Raw genomic sequence first — 23,476 nt, 5'->3', positions numbered from 1 at the left:
CAACCGACCCCGCTTTCTCAGGCGAACCAGGACATCGCCACCCTTATAGGTGAAGCAGCGCGACACGCGCGGTTCGGTCCGGCGTACGAAAACTACTTTCAGTCGCCGGAGGTGACGAGTCGATGACTGTCTGTGCCATCGATACCGCCGGGCGCACGGGATTCACGATCGCGGCGGACGGTACCTACGCGGCGCGGCTGGCGGGTGACGGCGAGGCGCTGTACCCGGAGCGGTGGACCCTGGACGGCCCGGAGCCGTACGCGGTGCCGCTGCCGCTCGCCCAGCCGGAGGACCCGCACGCGCAGTTGCTGCCGCTCGCGGACGGACGGGTGCTGATCGGTCGCCGTACGGGCGAGCGGCACACCTTTTCCCTGCTGTACCCGACCGGGCCGGGCACCGGGCAGCTGCCGCTCGGCGCGGTGGAAGCACCGTCCCTGCGGCTGCTCCCGCCGCCACCGGGCGGGACGCACGCGTACGCCCTGACGGTGGGCGAGTACTCCTCCAGCGTCTGGCTGGTGGCGGGCGGCGCGTTCGGCCCGGAGCACGTCGCGGAGGTCAAGGGCCGCTGCACGGGCGGGGTCTGGCTGGACCGTACGGGGCGGCTCCTGGCGCTGGACCGGCAGCTCGACGGCGGGCCGGTCAAGGCGGTCGCGGTCGACCTGGAGCGGGGCGGGGAGGTGACCCCGCTGCTCCAGATCACGGAGGCGAGCGAGGACCGGCTGCTGCTGGCGGACGCGGACAGCGGGCTGCTGCTGATCCGCTCCGACGCGCCGTCACCGGGGCACGCACGCCTGGGCTGGGGCGTCCTCGGCTCCACGCTGCCGGTCCGCTTCCCGGAGTGCCTGCGCCTGGCCGACGCCGCCGTGACGCCGTTCGCCGTCCAGCCGGGGCAGATGCTGACGCCCGAGACCTGCTCGGTGGCGCTGCGCATCGACGCGGCGGCCGGCAGCTGGGTGGGCGTGTGGCGGCCGTCCGGGCGGCGGCTGCTCCAGCTTCCCGCACCGGCGGGATGGCTGACGGGCACGGGCCTGTGGACACGCGACGGCGTACTGCACCTGCCGTACGTCGCCGGATCCGTACGGTGCGGGCTGGCGCGGATCGCCCCGGACCCGGAGGCGCTCACACAACCGCCACAACCGGAGTCCGCGGACGGGGAACCGCCGGGGCGCGAGGCGACTCCTGGTGTGTGCAAGCCGGTTCCACTGCAGCAGGCACCGTTGCACCAGACACCGCCGCGAGGAGTGGCGCTGCAAGGGGCGACGCTGCTGAAGCGGACACCTCTGACCGGCCCGACGGCCCGCGGCTAGACTCACGGGCCGCATATGTCAGCGATCACTACGGGGTGAACTTCCCACATGTCTGAGGCCATGACCGACACGACCCACGCGACGCGACCGCAGGGGGACGCCGGCGGCTCCGGAAAGCACCGAGGGGGCGCGGCTACGACCGAGGACCTGTCCTCCCAGCCGCACGGCCGTCACCGCAAGGTCCCGAACCAGGGCACCGCGGCCTGACGACCCGTCGCACGCGAGGAGGGCCGCCCCGGGGAAACCCCCTGGGGCGGCCCTCCTCCTCATGTACCGGGCTCTCAGGCAAGAAGCCGGCCAGCCACTCGGCCTTTCCGGCCCTTACTGGTCCGTCGTACGGCGCGGCAGCCACACCACCATCAACACCGCTCCCGCCAGCAGGATCGCGGCGCCCGCGCGGAAGGCGAGCGCGTATCCGGCGGTCAGGGCCTCCGGGCTCGTACCGCCGGAGGTGCGGGCCGCGGCGAGCGTCGACAGGACGGCGAGGCCCAGGGCCCCGCCCATCGTGCGGGACGTGTTGACCAGGCCCGAGACGAGCCCCGCGTCGCCGGCGGCCGCGCTCGAGGTGGCCAGCGAGGCCATCGGGGTGATGACCAGGCCGATGCCGAGCATCATCAGGATGCCGGGGCCCATGATCATCGTCAGGTACGCGCTGTGCGCGTCCATCAGCGACTGCCAGCCGAAGCCCGCCGTGGCGATGAGCGTGCCGAGCACCGCGAGGTTCCGCGCACCGGTCACCGCCATCAGGCGGGGCGCCAGCTTGGCGCCGGCGAAGACGCTGAGGGAGCTCGGTACGAGCGCGAGGCCGGCCTCCAGCGGGGTGTAGCCGAGCACGTTCTGCACGTACATCGTCATGAAGAACCACATGGCGAACGACGCCGAACCGTTCACCAGCATCGACACGTTGGCCGCCGACACCGCCCGCGAGCGGAAGAGCTTCAGCGGCATCAGCGGCGCCGCCGTACGCGCCTCCACCGCCACGAACGCCGCCAGCAGCACGAGGCCGCCCAGCAGCGGCACCAGCGTCCCGGCCGCGCCCCAGCCGGCCTCCTCCGTCTGCACGATGCCGTACGCGACCGCCGCCAGGCCGCCCGTGACGAGCACCGCGCCCGGCAGGTCGAGGCGCCGCGCGCCGCGGCCCTGGCTCTCGCGCACCCACAGCGCGGCGCCGATCAGGACCAGGACCCCGACGGGGACGTTGATGAGCAGCACCCAGCGCCACGACAGCAGGTCCGTCAGCACGCCGCCGACCAGTCCCCCGGCCGCGCCGCCGGCCGCGCCCACCGCCGACCAGGTCCCTATCGCCCGGGTCCGCGCGGGCCCGGCCGGTACGGCCCCGGTGACGATGGTCAGCGTCGCGGGCGCCAGCACGGCTGCCCCGAGCCCCTGGACGGCGCGGGCGGCGAGCAGCTGCCATCCCTCCACCGCGAGCCCGCCCGCCACGGACGCGGCCGTGAACAGCCCGAGGCCGGTCAGGAACACCCGCTTGTGCCCGAAGAGGTCCGCCGCCCGCCCGCCGAGCAGCATGAACCCGGCGAAGGCGATGGTGTACGCGTTGAGCACCCATTGGAGGCCCAGCGCCGACAGGCCCAGGTCCGTCCGCATGGACGGCAGCGCCACGTTGACCACGGAGACGTCGAGGACGACGAGGAACTGCCCGGCACAGGCGGCCAGCAGGACGGGCCAGGTGCGGGCAGGGGCCGGGGCGGTGGCGGAGTCGGGAGTCGGGGTGTCGGAGCGCGGTTGGACCATGAGTGTCATGGTCGCAGGTGCGGTGCGGGTCGTACATCGGGCATTCGGCGTACGACCCGCCCTACGTCAGAAGTCCCCTTCTGCCGCCGCCGCGACGAACGCGGCGAAGGCCGCGGGCGCGACGGTGAAGGCCGGGCCTTCGGGGTTCTTGGAGTCGCGGACGGCGACGCGGCAGGGCTGCTCGGCGATTTCGACGCAGTCGCCGCCGGTGTCGCCGCTGTAGCTGGACTTACGCCAGGCGACGGCGCCGAGGGGGGCGCACTCGACGCACTGCCCGCCGGTGTCGCCGCTGTAGGACGACTTACGCCACCGTGCGCCCGTCAGGTTCTGGATGGGCTCCATAACGTTCCTCCATTACGCGGGCGATCCGCGCCGCCGAATCCTCGACGGAGAGGGCGGCGGCTTGGAGGTGATCGTAACGGAGGCAACCCTCCCTGAGAGCCTGAGGATTGGCCGCCATATGGCCCTGCACGAAGTCCTCGGTGTAGACGAGGTCCGGATCGTCGTCGAACCGCAGGATGGTGAACGCGCCCATGATCCCCGCGTGGGCACCGGCGGAGAACGGGAGGATCTGTACCTTCACCCACTCCCTCCCCTGGAGGCCCAACAGATGGGTGAGTTGCTCTCGCATGACCTCCCGGCCACCGACCTCCTGGTGCAGTACGGCCTCACTGAGCACGACCCACATCAGAGGCGGGTTCTCCCGATCCAGTATCCGCTGCCGCTCCAGGCGAGCGGCGACGCGGGCATCGAGGTTCCCGTCGGTGCGGGCGCCCAGCACCGCCCGTGCGTAGGCCTCCGTTTGGAGCAGGCCATCGACCAGCTGCGCTTGGTACGACGAGATGTACGCCGCCTTCGCCTCCATCTCCGCGTACGGCTGAAACCAGTGCGGCAGTTGGCTTCGCAACACCAGCCCCACAAGCCGCGAGAACGTCCCACCCGTGCCCAGCGCAGCGTCCACGCGCTCGGAGAACTCGCGGGTCGGGACCTTCCTCGCCGTTTCGACCTGGCCGATGAGCGAGCCCGTACAGAAGATGATGGCGCCGAGCTCTCCCTGCTTGAGCCCGGCCGCCTCTCTCAGGCGGCGGAGTTCGGAGCCGTAGTAGTCCAGCGGTGAGGCGCTGGGATCGAGGTCGCGGATGTTGACCATGCGGCGGCCACCCCCAAGTTCACGCCTTGCGGCGTTCAATTCAGTCTGTAGCCGAGCGTAACCATGCCACCGCACTCTGGTGACATGAATCACGCAACCCACCCCTCACCAGGGGACATTGAGGCGGGCTATCGCATGGGCTTCACCGTGGGTGAGCACTCCGCCCGTCACATGCGGCGCATCCTGCGCACCTACCTCATCCGTTGGGGGCTGGCCGAACTGACCGACGCCGCCGAGCTGGCCATGACGGAGCTCGTCGCCAACGTCGTACGGCATGTGCCGGGGAGGCGCTGCACGGTGCTGTTCCTGCGGCAGCCCGACGGGCTGCGGGTGGAGGTCTCGGACGCGTCCGAGCGCCCGCCGCTCGCGGTGGGCGGAGGGGACGAGCTGGACGAGGGCGGGCGGGGGCTGCTCCTGGTGGAGGCGGTGACCGACCGGTGGGGGGCGGTGCCGCTGGCGGACGGCAAGACGGTGTGGTTCGAGTGCGACGCCAAGCCGCCGCGCGGGGCCGCGTCCTCGATGTGACCGTCGCTCCGTCCGGCGGCTGTCGGGGGCAGCCGCCGGACGGGTGGTAGCGCCGCCCGCCTAGCAGGTGACGCCCATGCAGAGGCTCAGCTCGATGGTCAGCAGGTTCGTGCACTCGCACGTCGCGGCGAACGGGTCTCCGCCGATGCCGACGGGCTCGGTCTCGGGAAGGGCATGGAGCCGGGCCAGCAGTTCGAGGTCCTGGTTGTCCATGGGGTTCTCCTTTCTCAGGCCGGCGGCTGGACCATCCAGTGCCGGGGCGAGGGGTGACTGAGGCGCAGGAGGAAGGCCAGGATTCCGGCGGATCCGTCCGCCCAGCTGGTGGAGACGTCTCCGTACTCGTTGGGGAAGACCACATGACGGTTCCGGCGGGCCCGTTCGGCGAGGATGAGGCGGGCGACTTCCTCGGCCATGGCCCGGTAGGCGGGATCCCCGGTGGCATCGGTCATGTCGAGGAGGAAGTCGCCGTTGCCCGCAAGGCCGTGGCACTGGGTGAGCGGGGCACGGGAGGCCTGTTCCAGCACCGCGTGCGCGGCACGGCGGGCGGGCTCGACGTACCGGTCGTCGCCGGTGGCCCGCCACAGCCGGACGAGGAAGGTGCCGATGCCGGCGGCGCCGTGGCACCAGTACGGGGCCGTGGGCTGGTCCCCGTACTGCGCGGGCCAGCGTGTGGCCGCGCCGACGCGTACGGCGTGGGCGAGCAGGTCCTCGCCCGCCTCCACGGCGAGCTCCAGGTGCGCGGGGCTGTGCGAGACGGCCGAGGCGGCGAGGAGGAAGCAGCCGATGCCGGCCGTGCCGTGGGCGAAACCGAGGTAGCGCTTGCCGGCCGCCCGAGAGACGGCTTCGGCGGGGACCGCCCAGCTCACTCCGGGCTTCTCGCGGCTTACGGCGGCGGTCAGGCGGTCGGCGGCGTCGACGGCCAGTTCGGCGAAGCGCGGATCGCCGGTGCGGTGCCAGAGGTGGAGGGCGGCGAGGCTGCTGCCCGCCGTGCCGTGGGTGATGTCGTGGCTGGGCGTGGTCCGCTGCGGTGCCATGGCCAGGGCCACCGCGTGGTCGGTGAGCCGGCGGTCGTCGAGGGCGCGTCCGGCGTCGTACAGCGCCCAAGCGGTTCCGCGCGCGCCGAAGTGCAGGCCGGGGCGGGGGGAGCCGGTGTCGGCGCGGACGGCGATCCAGTGGCCCGCCGTGGCGAGCACCTCGGGCAGGCGGGGGTCGCCGGTGAGTTCGAAGTACCGCGTCAGCACGGCCAGGACGCCGGCCGCGCCCTGCTGCACGACGCAGGGGTCGCTCTCTCCGGCCCTGGTGGACACGGGCCACAGCCGTCGGTCGTCCGCCGGGGCCATGGAGGCGATGAGGTGGTCGACGATCCCGGCCACCGCGTCCTCGGTGTCGTCGTCCCCCGGCTCCGGACGGGCGCCGTCACCCAGCGCGTGCGCCGGGATCGGCCTCCCGAGGGCCGCGCGGGCCCGGGGCAGGTCCCAGCGTTCGGCGGGGTCGTCCCGCATCAGGCCGAGGATCGCCTCGGCCAGCGTGTCCGGCAGGCGCAGCGGTCCGGCGCAGGCGGCCAGCCAGGTGGCGAGCCGCTGTTCGGCGGGCCGGGCGGCGGGCTCGTCGTCCAGCAGCTGCGGCACCTTCCCGGCCAGGGCGAAGAGGGCGGTGGCACCGAGACTGTAGAGGTCGGCTGTCGGGGAGACGGGTGCGTCGGCCAGGCGCTCGGGGGCGCTGAAGCCAGGGGTTCCCACGCGGGTCGGCAGGGGGTCGTCACCCCTCGGTACGGCGAGTTCCAGGTCGATCAGGCGCGGTTCGCCGTCCGGGCGGACCATGACGTTGCCGGGCGAGAGGTCCCGCAGGACGCAGCCGTGGGCGTGGGCCGCCGCGACGACGTCGACGAGTCGGGCGACCAGGGCGCGGGCGTCGGCGTGGTAGCGCTCGGCGCCGACGTCGCGGAAGTGTTCGGCGGCCCAGGTGCGCAGGCTGACGCCCGGGATCCGCTCCTCGGCCAGGAAGAGGTGGCCGCCGTGTTCGAAGAGCGCCAGCGGTTCCGGTGCCAGGCCCAGGCCCTTGAGCCGCTCCAGGGCGCGGGCCTCGGCGCGCAGCCAGTCGCGGACGTCGCGGCCGGAGGCGTCGGCCTCGACGTGGGGCCGGGCCTCCTTGATCACCACGGCGGCGCCGGTGCGGACGTCGGTGCCCCGGTAGACGCCGCCCTTGTTGGTGTGCCGGATCGCCTCGCGGACGGCGAAGCGGCCGCCGAGCAGCACGGGGGCGCCCGGCACCGCGTCGTCGCCGGGCGGCGGGGCGGGCACCGTGGCGGGGAAGGGACAGACCGCCCAGGGGGGCGGGGTGTAGCGGCCCGTCCGCTTGTCCTCCACGGGGTTGCCGTCGGGGTCTTCGACGACCCACACCAGCAGACCGTCGTCCGACAGCCGCCGCCTGCCGGTGAAGGCTCCGTAGCGGTAGTGCACGAGGCTGTGCGGGGCGTACGGCTGGTCGGACAGGACGCGGGGGCCGGGCAGCCCCGCGGTGGCCCGGTGCAGCTCTTCGGCGAGCCGGACGGCGTCGGCGTCGGAGCGCGGGTAGATCGTGAGGAACTTGCCCGCGCTTCCCCGGGGCGTCGCGCGGGAGTTGAGCGCGCCCACCTGGTCGAGCGACCGGGCGAACTTGAACGCGGACTCCTCGCGAAGCAGGACGTCCAGGGCCTTTGTGAGGACCGTCGGGGCGGAGGCGACCGTGGCCGACAGGTGCAGCTTCCAGCCCTGCGCGCGGGGCGTCCCGGATCCGGGGACGACGTGGCACCACGTCCCGTCCGTGGCGGCGGTCCAGCGCTCGGCGGTGCCGGTGGCGCGCAGCACGCGGTGGAGGAGGGCCTCCAGCTCGGTTTCGGGTGCGGTGTCCGTCACGGCCGTCGTGGCGGTTTCCAAGGTCGTACTTGTCATACGTGGCCCCTCCCAGAGGTGAGAACCGCTGGGAGGGGCGTGCCCGATGACATAGGCATACCAACGCCACCCCGGCCGGGATCACCCCTTCCGGTAAGCGCGCACCCGCTGGTCCCCCGCCCGGGAGCACGCTCCGGCGCGGAGGGAGGCGCCCGGCGGGGCGGCGGGTGGCCGCGCCTACGATGTGACCGCTCGGTAGGCACATCGCCCAGCACACAGTCCCCACCAGTCCAGGAGGAAGCCGTGGCCGCTACGCCCAAGCCGGAGACGCTCGCCGCGTTCGAGGCGGCCAAGGGCTTCATGCCCGTACGGGAAGGGCTGGCGCTGTACGCGGCGGCGGCCGAGGCGGCGGGGCTGGGGCTGCCGCTCCTGGAGGTCGGCACGTACTGCGGGCGCTCGACGATCCTGCTGGCGGACGCGGCGCGGGCGGCGGGCACGGTGGTCGTCACGGTCGACCACCACCGGGGCAGCGAGGAGCAGCAGCCGGGGTGGGAGTACCACGACCCGACGGTGGTTGACCCGGAGGTCGGGCTGATGGACACGCTGCCGACGTTCCGCCGGACGCTGCACAAGGCGGGCCTGGAGGAGTACGTGGTCGCCGTCGTCGGGCGGTCGCCGCAGGTGGCGAAGGTATGGGCGGGCGAGGTGGGGCTGGTCTTCATCGACGGCGGCCACACCGACGAGCACGCGACCGCCGACTACGAGGGCTGGGCGCCGCGCGTGGCGCCCGGCGGGCTGCTGGTCATCCACGACGTCTTCCCCGACCCGGCGGACGGCGGGCAGGCGCCGTACCGGATCTACCTGCGGGCGCTGGAATCGGGCGCGTTCACGGAGGTCTCGGTGACGGACTCGCTGCGCGTGCTGCGGCGCACGGGCGCGTGACGCCGTACTCGCTGGCGTTCTACGTGGACGTCGTCACCACCGGCACCGTGCTGGGCGTGCGGCCCTCGGACTCGCCGGAGCAGGTGACCGAGGTGCTGGGGGCGGACTTCGCGGAGAACCGCTTCGGCGACCGGAGCCTGCACCGGGACTACGGCCTGGCCGAGTTCTTCTGGGACCGGGCCTCCGCCGGGGAACCGTGGTCGGGCCACCACCTCACCCTCCAGGTGCACCGCCTGGCCCACGGCGGGAGCCGGCTGGTGAACGAGGCCGTGCGGGCGCGGTACGGGCGCTTCGCGCCGAGGCTGCGGTTCGCGAAGCTGCGGCGCCTGCTGGAGCGGCGCGGCGTCCCGCTGGTGGAGGTGCCGGAGACCCCGGCGAACGCCCCCTTCTACCGGCGGTTCCGGCAGCCGGGCTCAGGGGTGGAGGTGTCGGTCATCGGCACGTACGGGGAGTTCAGCACGCCGGACTCGCTGCGGGTGGGCGACGTGTACAGCCTCCAGGCCACGGCGGCGCGTAGCATCGCCGCGTGCACGACGACCTCAGCCCCTCCCCCGCCCGCCGCGCCGTCCGCCGCCGTACCGCGGTCCTCGCTGCCGCCGGGGCCCTGATCGCCGCGACGGCCGGCTGCGGGGCGGACGGATCCGACGCGAAGGCGCCTCGGCGGCCAGCGGTGGTCTCCCCGACGACCGCCGCCTCGACGGCGGCGGCCGCCCCCCTCGCGGGAAAGGTCGTGGTCATCGACCCCGGGCACAACCCCGGCAACTTCTCCCACCCCAAGGAGATCGCCGCACAGGTGGACATCGGGACGAACCGCAAGGAATGCGACACCACCGGCACCTCCACGAACTCCGGTTACACCGAAGCCGCATTCACCCTGGATGTTTCACACCGTCTCCGCACCCTCCTCCAGGAACAGGGCGCCACGGTGCGCTTCACCCACGACGCCGACCGGCCCTTCGGGCCCTGCATCGACGAACGCGCGCGGATCGGCAACGAGGCCAAGGCCGACGCCGTCGTCTCCGTGCACGCGGACGGCTCCGCCGTCGGCAACCGCGGCTTCCACGTCATCCTTCCCGCCCTGGTCAAGAGCGGTACGGCGGACACGGCACGGATCGTCGGCCCCTCACGCGCCCTCGGCGAGCGCCTCGCCGCGCGCTTCGCGGCGGCCACCGGCAGCGCGCCCGCCAACTACGTGGGCGGCGGCGACGGTTTGGACGTACGGAAAGATCTCGGTGGACTGAATCTGTCGACCGTGCCCAAAGTGTTCATCGAATGCGGCAACATGCGTGACCCGAAGGACGCCGCATTGCTGACGGATGCCGCGTGGCGGCAGAAAGCGGCCCGGGGGATCGCGGACGGGATCAGCACCTACCTACGGGACTAGGCCGGGCGGACGATAGATTCATCCGTACGATGGGGCCGCCCCCGTGTGCTTCACGCCACCCCCGCATCCCGACGACACAACCGACGAAGGACTTCTACACGTGAACATCCGCTCCCTCACTCGAGGCGATGGCGTGGTGATCGGAGCAGCGGTGGTGCTGTTCGTCGCCTCGTTCCTCGGCCTGACCCCGGGCATCGACTGCCCGGCCGGCTCCACCGCCTGCCCGGACTACGACGCGCCGAACGCCTGGGACTCCCTGGGCCTTCTGATGAGCATGTTCCTCTCCGGTGTCATCGGTGCGGCCCTCATCGTCGTCGGTCGGGCCATGCCGGGCCGCAAGGTCGCGGGCATCGACCTGGGCCAGTTCGGCGTCGCCTTCGCCATCTTCGCGCTGTGGACGGCCTTCTGGACCATCATCGACATGGAGGCCGACGCCGGCCCGGGCATGATCCTCGGCCTGCTGGCCGCCATCGTGCTCGCCGTCGCCGCCGTCGCCGCGCCGCTCGTCCCCGCCCTCAAGGCCCCGCTCCTGGGCGCCCCGCGCCCCCAGCAGCCGCAGCCGTACGGCGGGCAGCCTGGCCAGCCGCAGGCCGGTTACGGCTACCCGGGCGCGCAGCAGCCGCCGTACGGTGGCCAGCCCGGCCAGCCGCAGGGCGGCTACGGCTACCCCGCCGCCCAGCAGCCGGGCCAGCCGCAGCCGGCGCAGGGCCAGCAGCCGCAGCAGCCGCAGGCCGAGCAGCACACTCCGGCTCCGGCGCCGGCGGCCGCGGCCCCCTCGGACTTCTCCCCGTTCTGGTTCGCGGTCCCGGTCGCGCGCCCGCTGTACGCGGAGGACGGCTCGCCCACGCCGATCGCCGAACTGGCGCCCGGCACCTGGTACCTGGCGGTGGAGCAGCGCGGCCAGGGCCTGGTGGCCCAGACGCAGGACGGCCGTCGCGGCGTGCTCCAGGACACGACGGGCATCCAGCGCGGCTGACCGGCCCGATCCGTACGTGAACGGCCCTCGCCCTTGCGGGCGGGGGCCGTTCACGTTTGGGGCGGGGCCGAGCGGCAACCCGTACCGCATGTCTCCCCGTCATCGGAACGGAAGCACGCAGGCGGCGACCGCCATAGCGGTCCTCGCGGATGTCCTGGCCGCCATCATCGCCCTGTGGATCCTGATGTACCTGCTGGAGGCCAACCGGGCCAACGACCTGGTGCAGTTCGTCCAGGGCGCGGCCCGCTGGCTCGCCGGCTGGTCCCATGACCTGTTCACCTTCGACGCGGCCTGGCTGCGCGTCGTCACGGGGTACGGCCTCGCGGCGATCGTGTACGTCTTCGCCGGGCACCTGCTGGCGGGCCGGCTACGCCGGTACTAGGTCGTGTCCGGCTCCGCCGAACTCTTCACTTTAGGGAACCGCTTCGAGTCCCTTGCACGTCACATGGCATGCTGAAACGATCTGCCGCGGCATGACAGTGCGTGAAACGGGGGCTTTGCGCTGTGGGTTACACCATTCCCGAAGGCGTCGACACGATGCTCGACATCGTTGGCGTGGGCTGGCCGAACGTCGACGAGGACGCCTACCGCGACATGGCCACGGCGCTGCGGGAGTTCGCCGAGGACGCGGACGACGACGGCCACGCGGCCCACCAGCACATCCAGCGACTGCTGTCCACCGGGCAGAGCGAGTCGCTGACCGCCCTCGACAAACACTGGTCCAAGGTGCAGGGCAAGCACGCGGACCTGGCGAAGGCCGCCCGGCTCGTCGCGGACGCCCTGGACCGGGTCGCCGACATCATCGTCGCCCGCAAGATCGCCGCGGTCGGCGAACTGGCCGACCTGTGCGCCACCGTCGGCATCACCCTCGCCTTCGCCCCGGTCACCGCCGGCCTGTCCACCCTGCTCGCCGGTGCGAAGATCGCCGCCACCCGCATCGCCTTCAAGAAGATCCTCAAGGAGATGGCCGAGGCGGCCGTCGCCGAGATCGTCGCGGTGCTCACCCAGCCCGCGGTCGCCGCGATCGAGAACGTCGTGGCGGACCTGGCCATCCAGACCGCGCTGAACGTCACCGGCGTCCAGGACGGCTACAACACCGGCCAGACCGTCCAGGCCGGCAAGGACGGCCTGCAGATCAACTCCGCCGGCGGCGCGGGCGGCGGACGCGGCGGCGGCCCGGTGATCGACCACGACGCCCACGGCAAGGCCGGCGGCAACCTCACCGACGTACAGATCGCCATGCAGGGCAAGACGCGCGGCAAGCTCGGCAAGGCCAAGTCCCACCACGGCCGCGCCAAGGGCAAGGACTCCCTCACCGCCGTCCTGGACACCACCATCGAGGGCGTGACCGAGAAGCTCGGCAAAGCCCTCGACGACCTCGGCGACCACATCGGCAAGAAACTCCCCGACGCCATCAGGGGCGGCTCCAAGACACACCGGGACACCGACCAGGGCGTCCACGACGCCGCCAAGCGCGTCAAGTCACCCACCGGCAAGGACGACGGCGGGCTGGACGGCAAGCGGGGCACGTCGGGGCCAGCACGCCGCAACCAGGGGCCCGAGTCGATGCGCAAGGCGCAGGACAGCCCCCGCGAGGCGGGCATCTCCCTGGCCGCGCGCCGCTGCGCGACCGACCCCGTCGACGTCGCGAGCGGCGAGATGGTGCTGCCGCAGACGGACCTGGAACTCGCGGCGGTGCTGCCGCTGGTGCTGCGGCGGACGCACATCTCGGGTTACCGCCACGGCCACTGCTTCGGGCCCAGCTGGGCGTCGACGCTGGACGAGCGTCTGGAACCGACCGGCACCGGTGTCGCCTGGGCGCGCGAGGACGGCTCGGTGCTCGTCTATCCGCGCTTGCCGGGTGACGACGGCACGGAGGTCCTGCCCCTCGAGGGCGACCGCGCGCCGCTCGCCTTCGTCGACCGGAACGAACTGGGCCGCGTCACCTACGCCGTCAGCGACCCCGCGTCGGGCCTGACGCGGCACTTCACCGGCAGCCCGTACTCCGGTGGTGGCCTGTACTGGCTGTCGGAGGTGGAGGACCGCAACGGCAACGCCTTCCACATCGGGCGCATGGAGGACGGCCTGCCCTCCGCGGTGGTCCACGAGGGCGGCTACCGCGTCCTGGTGTCCTCGGACCCCGAGCTGGGCCGCGTGACGGGGCTCGCCCTGCAGGCCCCCGGAGGCCCGGTGCCGATCGTCTCCTTCGGCTACGACGCCGACGGGAACCTGGACGCCGTCACGAACTCCTCCGGCCTCCCCCTGCGGTTCACCTACGAGAGCGAGGGCCGCATCACCTCCTGGACCGACCGGAACGACTCCACCTACCGGTACGTCTACGACGACGCCGGCCGGGTCGTCCGCACGATCGGTCCCGACGGCTTCCTCTCCTCGACCTTCGCCTACGAGACGGAGCCGCGCCTCACCCGCTTCACCGACTCCACCGGGGCCACCACCGTCTTCCACCTCAACGCGCTGCTCCAGGTGGTCGCCGAGACCGACCCCCTGGGCCGCACGGTCACGCAGAGCTGGGACCGGTACGACCGCCTCCTCAGCCGTACGGACGCCGAGGGCGGGACCACCACGTGGACCTGGGACGACCGGGGCAACCTCATCGCCGTACAGGAGGCGGACGGCACCGTCTCCACCGCCGAGTACGACGAGTCCGGCATGCCCGTCGTCGTCACCGGCTACGACGGCGCCGTGTGGAGGCGCGAGTACGACGCCGCGGGCAACAACACTGCACTCATCGCTCCGGACGGCAGCACGACCCGCTACGAGCACAACGCCCGCGGCGGCATCGTGGCGATCACGGACTCCGCCGGCGCCACCGAGACGTTCGAGCCCGATCGGGCGGGGCTGCCCATGGCGTGCACCGACGCCCTGGGCAACACGCACACGTTCACCCGGGACGCCTTCGGCCGGCCCGTCACCATGACCGACCCCCTGGGCGCCGTCACCACGTTCGAGTGGAGTGTCGAGGGACGGCTGCTGCGACGCGTCGCCCCGGACGGGACCGAACAGACGTGGACGTACGACGGGGAAGGCAACTGCCTCACCGAGACGGACGCCAACGGCGGGGAGACCCGCTTCGCCTACACGCACTTCGACCTGGTGGCGGCCCGCACCGACCCCGGGGGCGCCCGCTACGAGTTCGGCTACGACACCGAGCGGCGCCTGACGGAGGTGCGCAACTCGGCCGGCCTCACCTGGCGGTACACCTACGACAGTGCCGGCCGGGTCGTGCGCGAGACGGACTTCGACGGCAGGGTCCTCACCTACACGCACGACGACGCCGGCCGGCGCCTGAGCCGTACGAACCCGCTGGGCCAGACCGTCACGCACCACATGGACGCCATGGGCCGACTGGTGGCGAAGGAGGTGGACGGAACCGTCACCACCTTCACCTACGACCGCGCGGGGCGGCTCACCGGCGCCCGTTCGCCGCAGTCCACCATGACGATGGAGTGGGACGTCCTGGGCCGCCTCGTCGCCGAGACCGTCGACGGCCGCACCACCCGCTACACGTACGACGCCGTCGGGCGCCGCACCGGGCGCGTCACCCCGAGCGGTGCGACGACCTCCGAGGTGTACGACGCGGCGGGCAACCGCACCCGCCTGGACCTCGCCGGCCATGCGCTGACCTTCGGCCATGACGCCCGGGGGCAGGAAGTGGCTCGCGTCTTCGGCCTGCCGGACCGCCCCGTCACGCTGACCACGTCCCGCGACGCGCTCGGCAGGATCAGCGAACAGTCGCTCGTCGCCCAGAGCCGGACGCTGCGCTCCAGGGCGTACACCTACCGGGCCGACGACCACCTCCAGGCCGTCACCGACCGGCTGACGGGCCGGACGCGGCAGTTCAGGCTGGACCCGGACGGGCGACCGCTCGGCGTGGAGGCACGGGGCTGGAGCGAGCGGTACCTCTACGACAGCGAGGGGAACCAGACCGAGGCGGCGTGGCCCGACGCGTCACCGCACCCCGAGTCCCGTGGCGCACGCGCCTACGGCGGGACGCGCCTGCACTCCGCCGGTGGCCTGACGTACACCTACGACGCGGCCGGTCGCGTCGTCGAGCGCCGCAAGAAGCGACTGTCCCGCAAGCCCGACGTATGGCGCTACGACTGGGACGCGGAGGACAGGCTGGTCTCGTGCACCACACCCGACGGGGTGCTGTGGACGTACGTGTACGACGCCTTCGCCCGGCGCACCGCCAAGCGCAGGCACGCACCCGACGGGCAGGTCGTCGAGGAGACGGTCTTCAGCTGGGACGGCGGGCAGCTGGCCGAACAGACGGACCGGCACACGGGCATCACGCTGACGTGGGAGTACGACGGGTACCGGCCGTTGGCGCAGGCCGAGAAGCGCACGCGCACGCCCTCGGTGCCGCCGCCGGGCCAAGGCGATGGTGGCGCGAGCGGGGTGGGCGGTGTCGGCGGCGCGGGCGGCGACAGTGGCGGTGAGGGCGACCAGCGGGACATCGACGCGCGCTTCTTCGCCATCGTCACCGACCTGATCGGCACTCCCACCGAGCTCGTCGACGAGACCGGCGACATCGCCTGGCACAGCCGCGCCACCCAGTGGGGCGCCACCACCTGGAACCGCGACGCGACCGCCTACACACCGCTGCGCTTCCCCGGCCAGTACGCCGACCCGGAGACCGGGCTCCACTACAACCACTTCCGCCACTACGACCCCGAGCCGGGCCGCTACGTCACCCCCGACCCGCTGGGGCTGGCCCCGGCGCCCAACCCGGCCGGGTACGTGACCAACCCGGCGACCGTCTCCGATCCCATGGGGCTGGCGCCGTGCATGCAGCAGCTCCAGGACCTGGCCACCCAGATCAACAACCTCAAGCAGGGAATCGCCCGGGAGAAGCAGACCGTCGCCGTCATCCACGCGATGACGCCGGAAGGCCCCGCGACGTTCGTCGCAGGAACGAGCAAGTCGAAGCTCACCAAGGAGCAGGTGAAGCTCGCCCAGTCCCTGGGCCTCACTCCCCTGCCCAACGACGAGTACATGAAGGTTCCCAAGGGCGACAAGGGCGGTCACGCCGAGCAGAACATCCTTGCCTTCCTTTCCCGCATGAACAGCGGGAAGGAGGTGCCCACCTGGCTTCCCACGCACGGCGCGGCCTCGAACGTCGTGTGCGACAAGTTCTGTTCACCCGTCATCCGCGGCAGTGGCGGAGCCATGTTCGGCAAGATGGAACCAGGCACCCAGGGGACGCAGCAGAAGATGTTCTATTGGCCCGCGCGGCACTCACCGTTGTAAACAAGACGCATGGACTACACACCCCTTGCCGCCGAACTCGTCGCCGAAGAGGAATTCCCCGGAATCGACCTCTACGCCCATGACGCCTGGCTGGTGCGCCACGGCGCGATCTGGCTGGTGGCGGAGGCCGACGGCGAGATCGTCGTGGGACGTGTCGACGGGGGCCCGGCCCGCGTCTTCGCCGAGCGGCGCCGCTGGCCGGTTCCCCGTCCGGGGCGGGGTCATGGTTTCGCCTCCCCGCTGCCGGACGGCGGTCTCGCGGTGAGCGGCAGCGACGCCATCACGGTGTACGAGGCGGACGGGCAGGTGCGCTGGACGTACGAGCACCAGCCCTGGGCGGATCAGCGCAACGCCTCCGCCGCCTGCACCGCCGACGCGTCGGGGCACCGGCTCGTCGCCACCGTGCCCGGTCCCATGGAGGCGGGTTCGCCCTACGGCGGCGACCTGTGCATGGCCCTGGACCTGTCCGACGGCCGACGGCTGAGGGAGACCGTGCTGCCGTCGGCCTCGGCGGGCTACGTCTTCCAGCAGTCCCTCACCGATCCGGGACACCTCCTGCTGAACGCGGCGCAAGGGGACACGTTCTTCTCGCTCGTGGTCACCTCCACCCAGGACGACCTGCGCGCGGAGCCGCTGGGCCTGGACGACGAACTGTTCGCCGGAGTCGGCATGAACGGGGCCGTTCTCAAGCTCGACGTGGGCGGGACGTGGCTCAGTCGCTACGAGCCGGGCCGGGCCGACGTCAGCGTCGATGCCGAGGACGTACTTCCCGAGGACCTGATCTTCGTCGGTTACCGTCCCGGATTCCTCGACAAGGACCGCGTCCTCGTAGCCGTCGCCGAGGAACAGGATTCCGACGAGAACCGGCACCTGGTCCTGGACGGCCACACCCTGCAGCCGGCCGCCGAACTGGACTACCCCGGCACGGAGTGCTTCGACCCGCTGGCGCTGGGCGACGGCACGTGGCTGACGGTGGAGGACGGAACCGTCCGGCGCTGGCGTTCCGGTGCCTGAACTCCTTGTCCGGGGTGAGCTGTGAACCCGCACGTCGAGCACCTCGCCAGGGTCATCCCGCCACCCGACACACCGGAGCCGACGAACTGGCCGGACGTCGAGGCCGCCTTGGGCGGCACCTTGCCCAGCGACTACAAGGTCCTGGTCGACGCCTTCGGCGGTGGCGTCTTCGACGACGCCGTCTGGCTGCTCGCGCCCCACGGCGTCAGCCCGTCGTACGACCTGCTCAAGGAGAACGCGGGCAGCCGCCGTGGGGCGCTGGAGCGCAGCGGCTCCACGCCCCCGGAGCTGGACGAGGAAGGCAGCGACGTCATCGCCTGGGCCCTGACGGAGGACGGCGCGACCCTCTACTGGCTCCTCCGCCCCGGCCAGGACCCGGACGACTGGACCGTCATGGTCCACGAGGGCCGCGGCCCGGACTGGGAACGCTTCCCCATGTCCTGCACCGAGTTCCTGGAGCGGCTCCTGGTCACCGGGGACATCGAGTCGGACATCCTCTGCGACCTCCCCGCCGACAGCCACGGCTTCCGGCCGAGCTCCGGCTTCCTGTAGGCACCCTCAAGGACGGCACGCATGGACATCGAACTTCTGCCGCACGTCGGCGCGGGGCCGTTCCGGCTCGGCATGCCGGTCGAGGAGGCGCGGCAGGCGGCACGGGAACTCGGCCACCTCACGCACGGCGGGGAGGAGAACGCCGAGCCGGGACAGATCGTCTTCACACACGAGGAGTCCCGGTCCCATGTCGTGCTCGGATTCACCAAAGGGCTCCTGAGCCAGGTGGAACTGTGGCGGTTCCGCAATGAGGACGCCGATGTGCGCGTCACGCTGGAGGCCATCGACGTCTTCCGCACACCGCACGAGGAGCTGCAGCAGCGCCTCGCGGAGCGGGGGCACCCGGTGGAGGAGGACGACCTGGGATTCGACGCCGTGCCCGACCTCGACATCATCTTCGCGAACGAGAGCAGCTACGAATACCCCACCGACGAGGAGGGCTACCCCCTCTATTACGACTACGTCCTGGTCTCCGCCGGAACTCACGCCCGATGACCGCGTACGAAGACCCTCGCCGGGTGTACCGGTTGCTGCCCGCCCTCGGCGAGTTCCGCACGCTGCTGTTCGACAGCTCCGTGCGAAAGATCATGCGTTGGCAGCGCACCGGTAACTCCGGGGATTGCCCTCGGGACATGAGAGCGGAATGGAACGGAGACCCGGCCCTGCGGGTGGCCGACTTCCCCTCGGGTTACCCGAGTGCCCCGGTGCTGAGCCGGCGCATCACAGACGCCTTGCACGGCGATCTGACGGCCGCTGGAAGGTTCGTGCCTGTTCGTACCGACGACCCGAAGGCCGGAGAATTTCTTCTCTACGCCGTCGAGGCCGTCGTGGACTGCCTGGACACGCGACGGTCTTCGAAGGCGAAGAAGACGACCGGAGACATCAAGAAGGCCGTCTTCCGGGCGAATGCCGTCTCCTATGCCCTCCCCGCCTTCCGCGTCCCGGAAGCACCCAAGGCCGTCTACTGGAACGGCTGGGTCGCCGACCGGCTGCGCGAGCTCCTCGGGGACGACCTCGAAACCCGCCTGGTGTGGTCGGAGGACCCCGGCCTCACGCCGCACCCCGACCCCATGGGGTTCTAGATCCCCCGGCCTACGGTGGCTACCCGCAGCAGTCCGGTTCCAGGCCGCGCGGGAGGCGTTCGCCGCCGAAGACGGCGGTGGTCGCCTCGTCGCCGCCCAGGGCGGCCACCGCGAGGAGCAGGGAGCCCGCCGTCCAGGTGGTGAGTTCCTCCGGCCAGACCGCGCGCTCGCCCTCGAAGACGTACCCCGTCCAGTACATGCCGCCCTCGGCGCGCAGGTGGCCGATGGACTGGAGGATCTCCAGGGCCCGGTCGGACTCGCCGATCGCCCAGAGGGCGAGGGCCAGTTCGCAGCTCTCGCCGCCCGTGACCCAGGGGTTCGGCACGACGCAGCGCACGCCGAGGCCGGGGACCACGAAGGCGTCCCAGCCTTGCTCGATGCGCTCCTTGGCGGCCGGGCCCGTGACGGCGCCGCCGAGCACGGGGTAGTACCAGTCCATGGAGTAGCGGCTCTTGTCGAGGAACCGCTCCGGGTGGCTGCGGATGGCGTGGCCCAGCGCGCCCGCCGCGAGCTCCCAGTCGGGCTGCGGCTCCTCGCGCTCCTCGGCGATGGCCAGGGCGCAGCGCAGCGCCTGGTGGATGGAGGACGAGCCGGTCAGCAGCGCGTCGGTGACGGGCGTGCCGTCCGCCTCGCGCTTCCAGCCGATCTGGCCGCCGGGCTGCTGGAGGCGCAGCACGAACTCGACCGCCGCGTAGACGGTCGGCCACATGCGGTCGAGGAAGGTGTCGTCGCCGGTGGCGAGGTAGTGGTGCCAGACGCCGACGGCGATGTACGCGACGAAGTTGGACTCGCGGCTCGCGTCCGTGACCTGGGTGTGGTCGCCGTCGTGGTACGCGGCGTACCAGGAGCCGTCGTCGTTCTGGTGCCGGGCGAGCCACGCGTAGGCCTGGGCTGCGGCGGCGTGTTCGCCGGCCGCGTCCAGGGCCATGGCCGCCTCGGTGTGGTCCCAGGGGTCGAGGTGGTGGCCGCGGAACCACGGGATGGCGCCGTCCTCGCGCTGGGCGGCGAGGATCCCGGCGACGGTCTCGGCGGCCTGCTCGGCGGTGAGGACGCCGGGCAGGACGAGGTGTTCGGCGACCCTTTCCGGTGAGGTCACTTGGCGTCCGCCGCCGGGAGGTGGGGCTTGGTCGCGTACGCCACGAAGCTCTTGCCGAGGATGGGGTTGAGCGCCTGCTCGGCGAGGCGGGTGGCCAGCGGCTTCTTCATGATGTCCCAGACCAGCAGCTTGTGGTACGCGCGGACGGGCAGCGCCTTGTCGTTGTCGACGCCGAACGCGCACTTCAGCCACCAGTACGGCGAGTGCAGCGCGTGCGCGTGGTGGGTGCCGTACGGCCTGAGCCCGGCCTCGCGGATCTTGGCGAGCAGCTCGTCGGCCTTGTAGATGCGGATGTGGCCGCCCTCGACCTCGTGGTACGCGTCCGAGAGCGCCCAGCAGACCTTCTCGGGGCCGTAGCGGGGGACGGTGACGGCGATGCGGCCGCCGGGCTTGAGCACGCGGACCATCTCGGCGAGCACGCCCTTGTCGTCGGGGATGTGCTCCATCACCTCGGAGATGATGACGACGTCGAAGGACTCGTCGGGGAAGGGCAGGTTGAGGGCGTCGCCCTCCATGGCGGTGGCGGTGGCTCCGGCGGGTGCCTCGCCGGCCTCCTTCATCGCCGCGAACCACTTGGCGACCTCGCGGATCTCGTCGCCGTTCTGGTCGAGGGCCACGACCCGCGCCCCGCGCCGGTAGCACTCGAACGCATGCCGCCCCGCCCCGCAGCCCAGGTCGAGCACACGGTCGCCGGGGGCGAGCGGGAAGCGGGTGAAGTCGACGGTCAGCACGGGGACGGCCTGCTTTCACGGAGGGTGCGGAGGAGGGGGGAGCGGGGGGTGAGAGGGGTCGGGCGGGGGTGGGTCACCGGCGGGCTCCGCGCGCCGCGATGGCCTCGCGGTACAGCTGGGCCGTGCCCTGGGCGGCGCGGGCCCAGGTGAACCGGTCCAGGACCCGGGCCCGGCCCGCCGCGCCGAGGCGGGTGCGCAGCGCGTCGTCGCCGAGGAGCCGGCCGAGGGCGGCGGCGAGCGCGCCCGCGTCGCCGGGCGGCACGGCCAGGCAGGTCTCGCCGTCGGGGCCCGCGACCTCGGGGATGGCCCCGCCCGTCGTGGCGACCAGCGGGGTGCCGGTGGCCATCGCCTCGGCCGCGGGCAGCGAGAAGCCCTCGTACAGGGAGGGCACGCACGCCACCTGGGCGCCCCGGTAGAGGTCGACGAGCTCGGCGTCGGTGACGCCCTTGACGAAGCGCACCGCGCCGTCGAGGCCGTACCGCTCGATGGCCCGCGCGACGGGGCCGTCCTCGGCGCGCTTGCCGACGACGACGAGGTGGGCGTCCGGCTGCTCGGTACGGAGCTTGGCGAGCGCCTCCACGAGGTGGACCAGGCCCTTGAGGGGGACGTCCGCGCTGGAGGTGGTGACGATGCGGCCCGCGACCTCGGGGACGGACGGGTCGGGCGACCACAGGTCGGTGTCGGCGCCGATGTGCACCACCCGGATGCGGTCCTCGCGCACGCCGAGGTGCTCCACGATCTCGTCGCGCGAGGAGCCGGAGACGGTGAGGACGGCGGGGAGGCGGCGGGCGACGCGCTTCTGCATGCGGGTGAAGGCGTACCAGCGGCGCACCGAGGCGCGGCGCTTCCAGTCCTGTGCGGCGTCCAGCTCCAGCTGCCGGTCCACCGTGATGGGGTGGTGGATGGTGGTGACGAGGGGCGCGCCGAGGTCGCCAAGGAGGCCGTAGCCGAGGGTCTGGTTGTCGTGGACGACGTCGAAGTCGCCGCGGCGGGCGGCGAGGTGCCGGCGGGCGCGCAGCGAGAAGGTGAGCGGCTCGGGGAAGCCCCCGGTCCACATGGTGGCGACTTCGAGGGCGTCGATCCAGTCGCGGTACTCGTCGCGCTTCGGCGTACGGAAGGGGTCGGGCTGCCGGTACAGATCGAGGCTCGGCAGCTCGGTGAGGGTCAGGCCGGTCAGCTCGTCGCCCTCGTCGAGGACGGGGTAGGGCTGGGAGCCGATCACCTCGACGGTGTGCCCGAGGCGGGCGAGCTCGCGCGAGAGGTGCCGTACGTAGACGCCCTGGCCGCCGCAGAAGGGGTTCCCCTTGTACGTGAGGAGGGCGATCCGGAGCGGACCGTCGCCGTCTCCGTCGGCGCGCGGGGCGGCCCCGTCGAGGGCGCCGGCGCGGGGACCTGCCTCTATGGCCTCAGCGGTCACTCGGGCCCCCTTCTGGCTGCGTTTCGCCGGAGCGTAACCGCTCGCGCTGATCTAGAACAAGTTACAAGTGCATCGCTGCGGGAGCCTCGAATCTACCCGCAGGTAGCGCCGCCGTAAGAGCCGGAACAGGTGATTCGCGCCACGGCGCGAAGCCCGGCCATACTGACGCGCACCACCCTCACGGAACGGGGCCACGGGGACACATGACAGCGGAAGACAGACGACCGGCGTCGACGCCGCCGGCCGAGCGCCGGGCGCCGCTGACCCAGCGCCAGGAGGCGCGCCGCCGCCGGATCCTGCACGCCAGCACGCAGCTGGCGAGCCGGGGCGGCTTCGACGCCGTTCAGATGCGCGAGGTCGCCGAGGCCGCCGGGGTCGCGCTGGGCACGCTGTACCGCTACTTCCCGTCCAAGATCCATCTGCTCGTCGCCACCATGCAGGACCAGCTGGAGCACCTCCACGCGACCCTGCGCAAGCGCCCGCCGGCCGGCGAGACCCCGTCCGCGCGGGTCGCCGAGACCCTGATGCGCGCCTTCCGGGCCCTGCAGCGCGAGCCGCAGCTCGCGGACGCGATGGTGCGGGCGCTGACGTTCGCGGACCGGGGCGTGAACCGCGAGGTGGACACGGTCTCGCGGCGGACGACGGCGATCATCCTGGACGCGACGGGCCTGGAGCGCCCGACCCCGGAGCAGCTCTCGGCGGTGCGGGTCATCGCGCACACCTGGCACTCGGCGCTGATCACCTGGCTGGCGGGGCGGGCGTCGATCGCGCAGGTGAGGCTGGACATCGAGACGGCGTGCCGTCTGATCGACGTAACCTCACCCGACGCGGGCTGACAAGGCCGCCTGACCGGGCGGCGGCTCCTACTGGCCCGTCTCCTTGCCCTTCGCCAGGTCCTCCGCGAAGAGCTTCGCGCACACCGGCCCGTTGTCCACGGCCACGAAGGAGACCGACACGAAGGCCTTCTGCTGGCCGTGGTAGCTCGCCTTGAGGGTCCAGCCGCTCTTGTCGAGCGACTTGACCACCGAGCCCTGCTGCTCGAACTTCTGCGACTCCTTCCAGCCACCCGTGGTGAGGGCCGTCACCGTGGCGTCGTAGGACCCCTTGGCGTCGGTGGCCTTCTTGGCGTCCGGGCTCCAGTCGACCATGCAGGCCTTGAGGGCCGCGGGGACCATGTCGTCGCCGGCCTTCTCGGCGAAGCCCGCCGCCGTCGCCGCGGTCTCGATCTCCTTGGTCACCGCCGCCGCGTCGAGGCTGCCGCCACCGTCGCCGCTGCCGGCGTTGCCGCCGCTCGCGCCGACCTTGCCCGCGTCCGTCTTCTTGCCGCCCTCGCCGCCGCAGCCCGCGACCAGCAGCACCGCACTGGCGGCCGCGGCCACGGCCACCCACTTCGCCTTGCGCACGAAT

The 23,476-nt window shown here is 72.4% G+C and carries 23 protein-coding genes; 14 read left to right on the top strand and 9 right to left on the bottom strand.

The window, feature by feature from the left end:
* Window positions 1–122: 122 nt before the first annotated feature.
* Window positions 123–1,307, top strand: a complete 1,185-nt coding sequence (locus ACIRNI_RS09955) for a hypothetical protein (protein ID WP_403550018.1) — start codon at window positions 123–125, stop codon at window positions 1,305–1,307.
* Between the two features lie 60 nt (window positions 1,308–1,367).
* Complete coding sequence (locus ACIRNI_RS09950; protein ID WP_355354741.1) at window positions 1,368–1,514, top strand: hypothetical protein; 147 nt, start codon at window positions 1,368–1,370, stop codon at window positions 1,512–1,514.
* A gap of 114 nt (window positions 1,515–1,628) precedes the next feature.
* Here ACIRNI_RS09950 and ACIRNI_RS09945 read toward each other — a convergent pair whose 3' ends face one another.
* The 3 genes from ACIRNI_RS09945 to ACIRNI_RS09935 form a co-directional block, all read right to left on the bottom strand.
* Window positions 1,629–3,059, bottom strand: a complete 1,431-nt coding sequence (locus tag ACIRNI_RS09945; protein WP_403550017.1) for an MFS transporter — start codon at window positions 3,057–3,059, stop codon at window positions 1,629–1,631.
* A 66-nt stretch (window positions 3,060–3,125) separates the two neighbouring features.
* Window positions 3,126–3,401 (bottom strand): DUF397 domain-containing protein, encoded by a 276-nt coding sequence (locus tag ACIRNI_RS09940; RefSeq protein ID WP_403550015.1) that lies wholly within the window; start codon window positions 3,399–3,401, stop codon window positions 3,126–3,128.
* Window positions 3,361–4,209, bottom strand: coding sequence for a Scr1 family TA system antitoxin-like transcriptional regulator (locus ACIRNI_RS09935; RefSeq protein WP_403550013.1), 849 nt, complete (start codon window positions 4,207–4,209; stop codon window positions 3,361–3,363). The genes ACIRNI_RS09940 and ACIRNI_RS09935 overlap by 41 nt, the downstream gene beginning before the upstream one ends.
* Window positions 4,210–4,293: 84 nt before the next feature.
* Between ACIRNI_RS09935 and ACIRNI_RS09930 the strand changes: the two genes are divergently transcribed.
* Window positions 4,294–4,734: an ATP-binding protein gene (locus tag ACIRNI_RS09930; RefSeq protein WP_403550011.1), complete on the top strand. Its 441-nt coding sequence runs from the start codon at window positions 4,294–4,296 to the stop codon at window positions 4,732–4,734.
* A gap of 60 nt (window positions 4,735–4,794) precedes the next feature.
* Here the strand turns inward: ACIRNI_RS09930 and ACIRNI_RS09925 are convergent, their stop codons facing one another.
* Window positions 4,795–4,947, bottom strand: coding sequence for a VenA family class IV lanthipeptide (locus ACIRNI_RS09925; protein WP_403550009.1), 153 nt, complete (start codon window positions 4,945–4,947; stop codon window positions 4,795–4,797).
* A 14-nt stretch (window positions 4,948–4,961) separates the two neighbouring features.
* A complete protein-coding gene (gene lanL / locus ACIRNI_RS09920) occupies window positions 4,962–7,628 on the bottom strand; it encodes a class IV lanthionine synthetase LanL (protein WP_403550822.1) in 2,667 nt (888 codons plus the stop codon).
* Window positions 7,629–7,964: 336 nt separating this feature from the next.
* Here lanL and ACIRNI_RS09915 point away from each other — a divergent pair, with 336 nt between their 5' ends.
* From ACIRNI_RS09915 to ACIRNI_RS09870, 10 genes are all read left to right on the top strand, one after another.
* Window positions 7,965–8,546, top strand: a complete 582-nt coding sequence (locus ACIRNI_RS09915) for a class I SAM-dependent methyltransferase (protein ID WP_403550820.1) — start codon at window positions 7,965–7,967, stop codon at window positions 8,544–8,546.
* On the top strand, window positions 8,543–9,154 hold the full coding sequence (locus ACIRNI_RS09910) for a hypothetical protein (RefSeq protein WP_403550007.1): 612 nt from the start codon (window positions 8,543–8,545) through the stop codon (window positions 9,152–9,154). Before ACIRNI_RS09915 ends, ACIRNI_RS09910 begins: the two co-directional genes overlap by 4 nt.
* A complete protein-coding gene (locus ACIRNI_RS09905; protein ID WP_403550005.1) occupies window positions 9,073–9,930 on the top strand; it encodes an N-acetylmuramoyl-L-alanine amidase in 858 nt (285 codons plus the stop codon). Before ACIRNI_RS09910 ends, ACIRNI_RS09905 begins: the two co-directional genes overlap by 82 nt.
* Window positions 9,931–10,030: 100 nt before the next feature.
* Window positions 10,031–10,906 carry a hypothetical protein gene (locus ACIRNI_RS09900; protein WP_403550003.1) on the top strand — a complete coding sequence of 292 codons (876 nt, stop codon included), beginning with the start codon at window positions 10,031–10,033 and terminating at the stop codon, window positions 10,904–10,906.
* 88 nt (window positions 10,907–10,994) lie between these two features.
* On the top strand, window positions 10,995–11,288 hold the full coding sequence (locus ACIRNI_RS09895) for a hypothetical protein (protein WP_403550001.1): 294 nt from the start codon (window positions 10,995–10,997) through the stop codon (window positions 11,286–11,288).
* A gap of 155 nt (window positions 11,289–11,443) precedes the next feature.
* A complete protein-coding gene (locus ACIRNI_RS09890; protein WP_403549999.1) occupies window positions 11,444–16,177 on the top strand; it encodes a DUF6531 domain-containing protein in 4,734 nt (1,577 codons plus the stop codon).
* A 9-nt stretch (window positions 16,178–16,186) separates the two neighbouring features.
* Window positions 16,187–17,191: a hypothetical protein gene (locus ACIRNI_RS09885; RefSeq protein ID WP_403549997.1), complete on the top strand. Its 1,005-nt coding sequence runs from the start codon at window positions 16,187–16,189 to the stop codon at window positions 17,189–17,191.
* 21 nt (window positions 17,192–17,212) lie between these two features.
* Window positions 17,213–17,743 (top strand): hypothetical protein, encoded by a 531-nt coding sequence (locus tag ACIRNI_RS09880; RefSeq protein ID WP_403549995.1) that lies wholly within the window; start codon window positions 17,213–17,215, stop codon window positions 17,741–17,743.
* A 21-nt stretch (window positions 17,744–17,764) separates the two neighbouring features.
* A complete protein-coding gene (locus ACIRNI_RS09875) occupies window positions 17,765–18,238 on the top strand; it encodes a hypothetical protein (protein WP_403549993.1) in 474 nt (157 codons plus the stop codon).
* A complete protein-coding gene (locus ACIRNI_RS09870; RefSeq protein WP_403549991.1) occupies window positions 18,235–18,825 on the top strand; it encodes a hypothetical protein in 591 nt (196 codons plus the stop codon). Before ACIRNI_RS09875 ends, ACIRNI_RS09870 begins: the two co-directional genes overlap by 4 nt.
* 19 nt (window positions 18,826–18,844) lie before the next feature.
* Here the strand turns inward: ACIRNI_RS09870 and ACIRNI_RS09865 are convergent, their stop codons facing one another.
* The 3 genes from ACIRNI_RS09865 to ACIRNI_RS09855 all read right to left on the bottom strand — a co-directional run bounded on the left by ACIRNI_RS09865 (window position 18,845) and on the right by ACIRNI_RS09855 (window position 22,069).
* Window positions 18,845–19,921: a prenyltransferase gene (locus ACIRNI_RS09865; RefSeq protein WP_403549989.1), complete on the bottom strand. Its 1,077-nt coding sequence runs from the start codon at window positions 19,919–19,921 to the stop codon at window positions 18,845–18,847.
* The gene (locus tag ACIRNI_RS09860; RefSeq protein ID WP_403549987.1) at window positions 19,918–20,652 is read right to left on the bottom strand and encodes a class I SAM-dependent methyltransferase; all 735 of its coding nucleotides are present in this window, start codon (window positions 20,650–20,652) and stop codon (window positions 19,918–19,920) included. The genes ACIRNI_RS09865 and ACIRNI_RS09860 overlap by 4 nt, the downstream gene beginning before the upstream one ends.
* A 73-nt stretch (window positions 20,653–20,725) precedes the next feature.
* A complete protein-coding gene (locus tag ACIRNI_RS09855) occupies window positions 20,726–22,069 on the bottom strand; it encodes a glycosyltransferase family 4 protein (protein WP_403549985.1) in 1,344 nt (447 codons plus the stop codon).
* A 203-nt stretch (window positions 22,070–22,272) separates the two neighbouring features.
* On the opposite strand from ACIRNI_RS09855, the gene ACIRNI_RS09850 reads away from it, so the two are divergent.
* Entirely contained in the window at window positions 22,273–22,905 is a 633-nt protein-coding gene (locus tag ACIRNI_RS09850) for a TetR family transcriptional regulator (RefSeq protein ID WP_403549984.1), read from the top strand.
* A gap of 27 nt (window positions 22,906–22,932) precedes the next feature.
* Here ACIRNI_RS09850 and ACIRNI_RS09845 read toward each other — a convergent pair whose 3' ends face one another.
* On the bottom strand, window positions 22,933–23,472 hold the full coding sequence (locus ACIRNI_RS09845) for a hypothetical protein (protein ID WP_403549982.1): 540 nt from the start codon (window positions 23,470–23,472) through the stop codon (window positions 22,933–22,935).
* Between the last annotated feature and the right edge of the window lie 4 nt (window positions 23,473–23,476).

The sequence above is a fragment of the Streptomyces sp. NPDC093546 genome, from assembly GCF_044765045.1.
In the GTDB taxonomy this organism is placed as follows: Bacteria; Actinomycetota; Actinomycetes; order Streptomycetales; family Streptomycetaceae; genus Streptomyces.
This window is presented reverse-complemented; position numbering and strand designations above follow the sequence as displayed.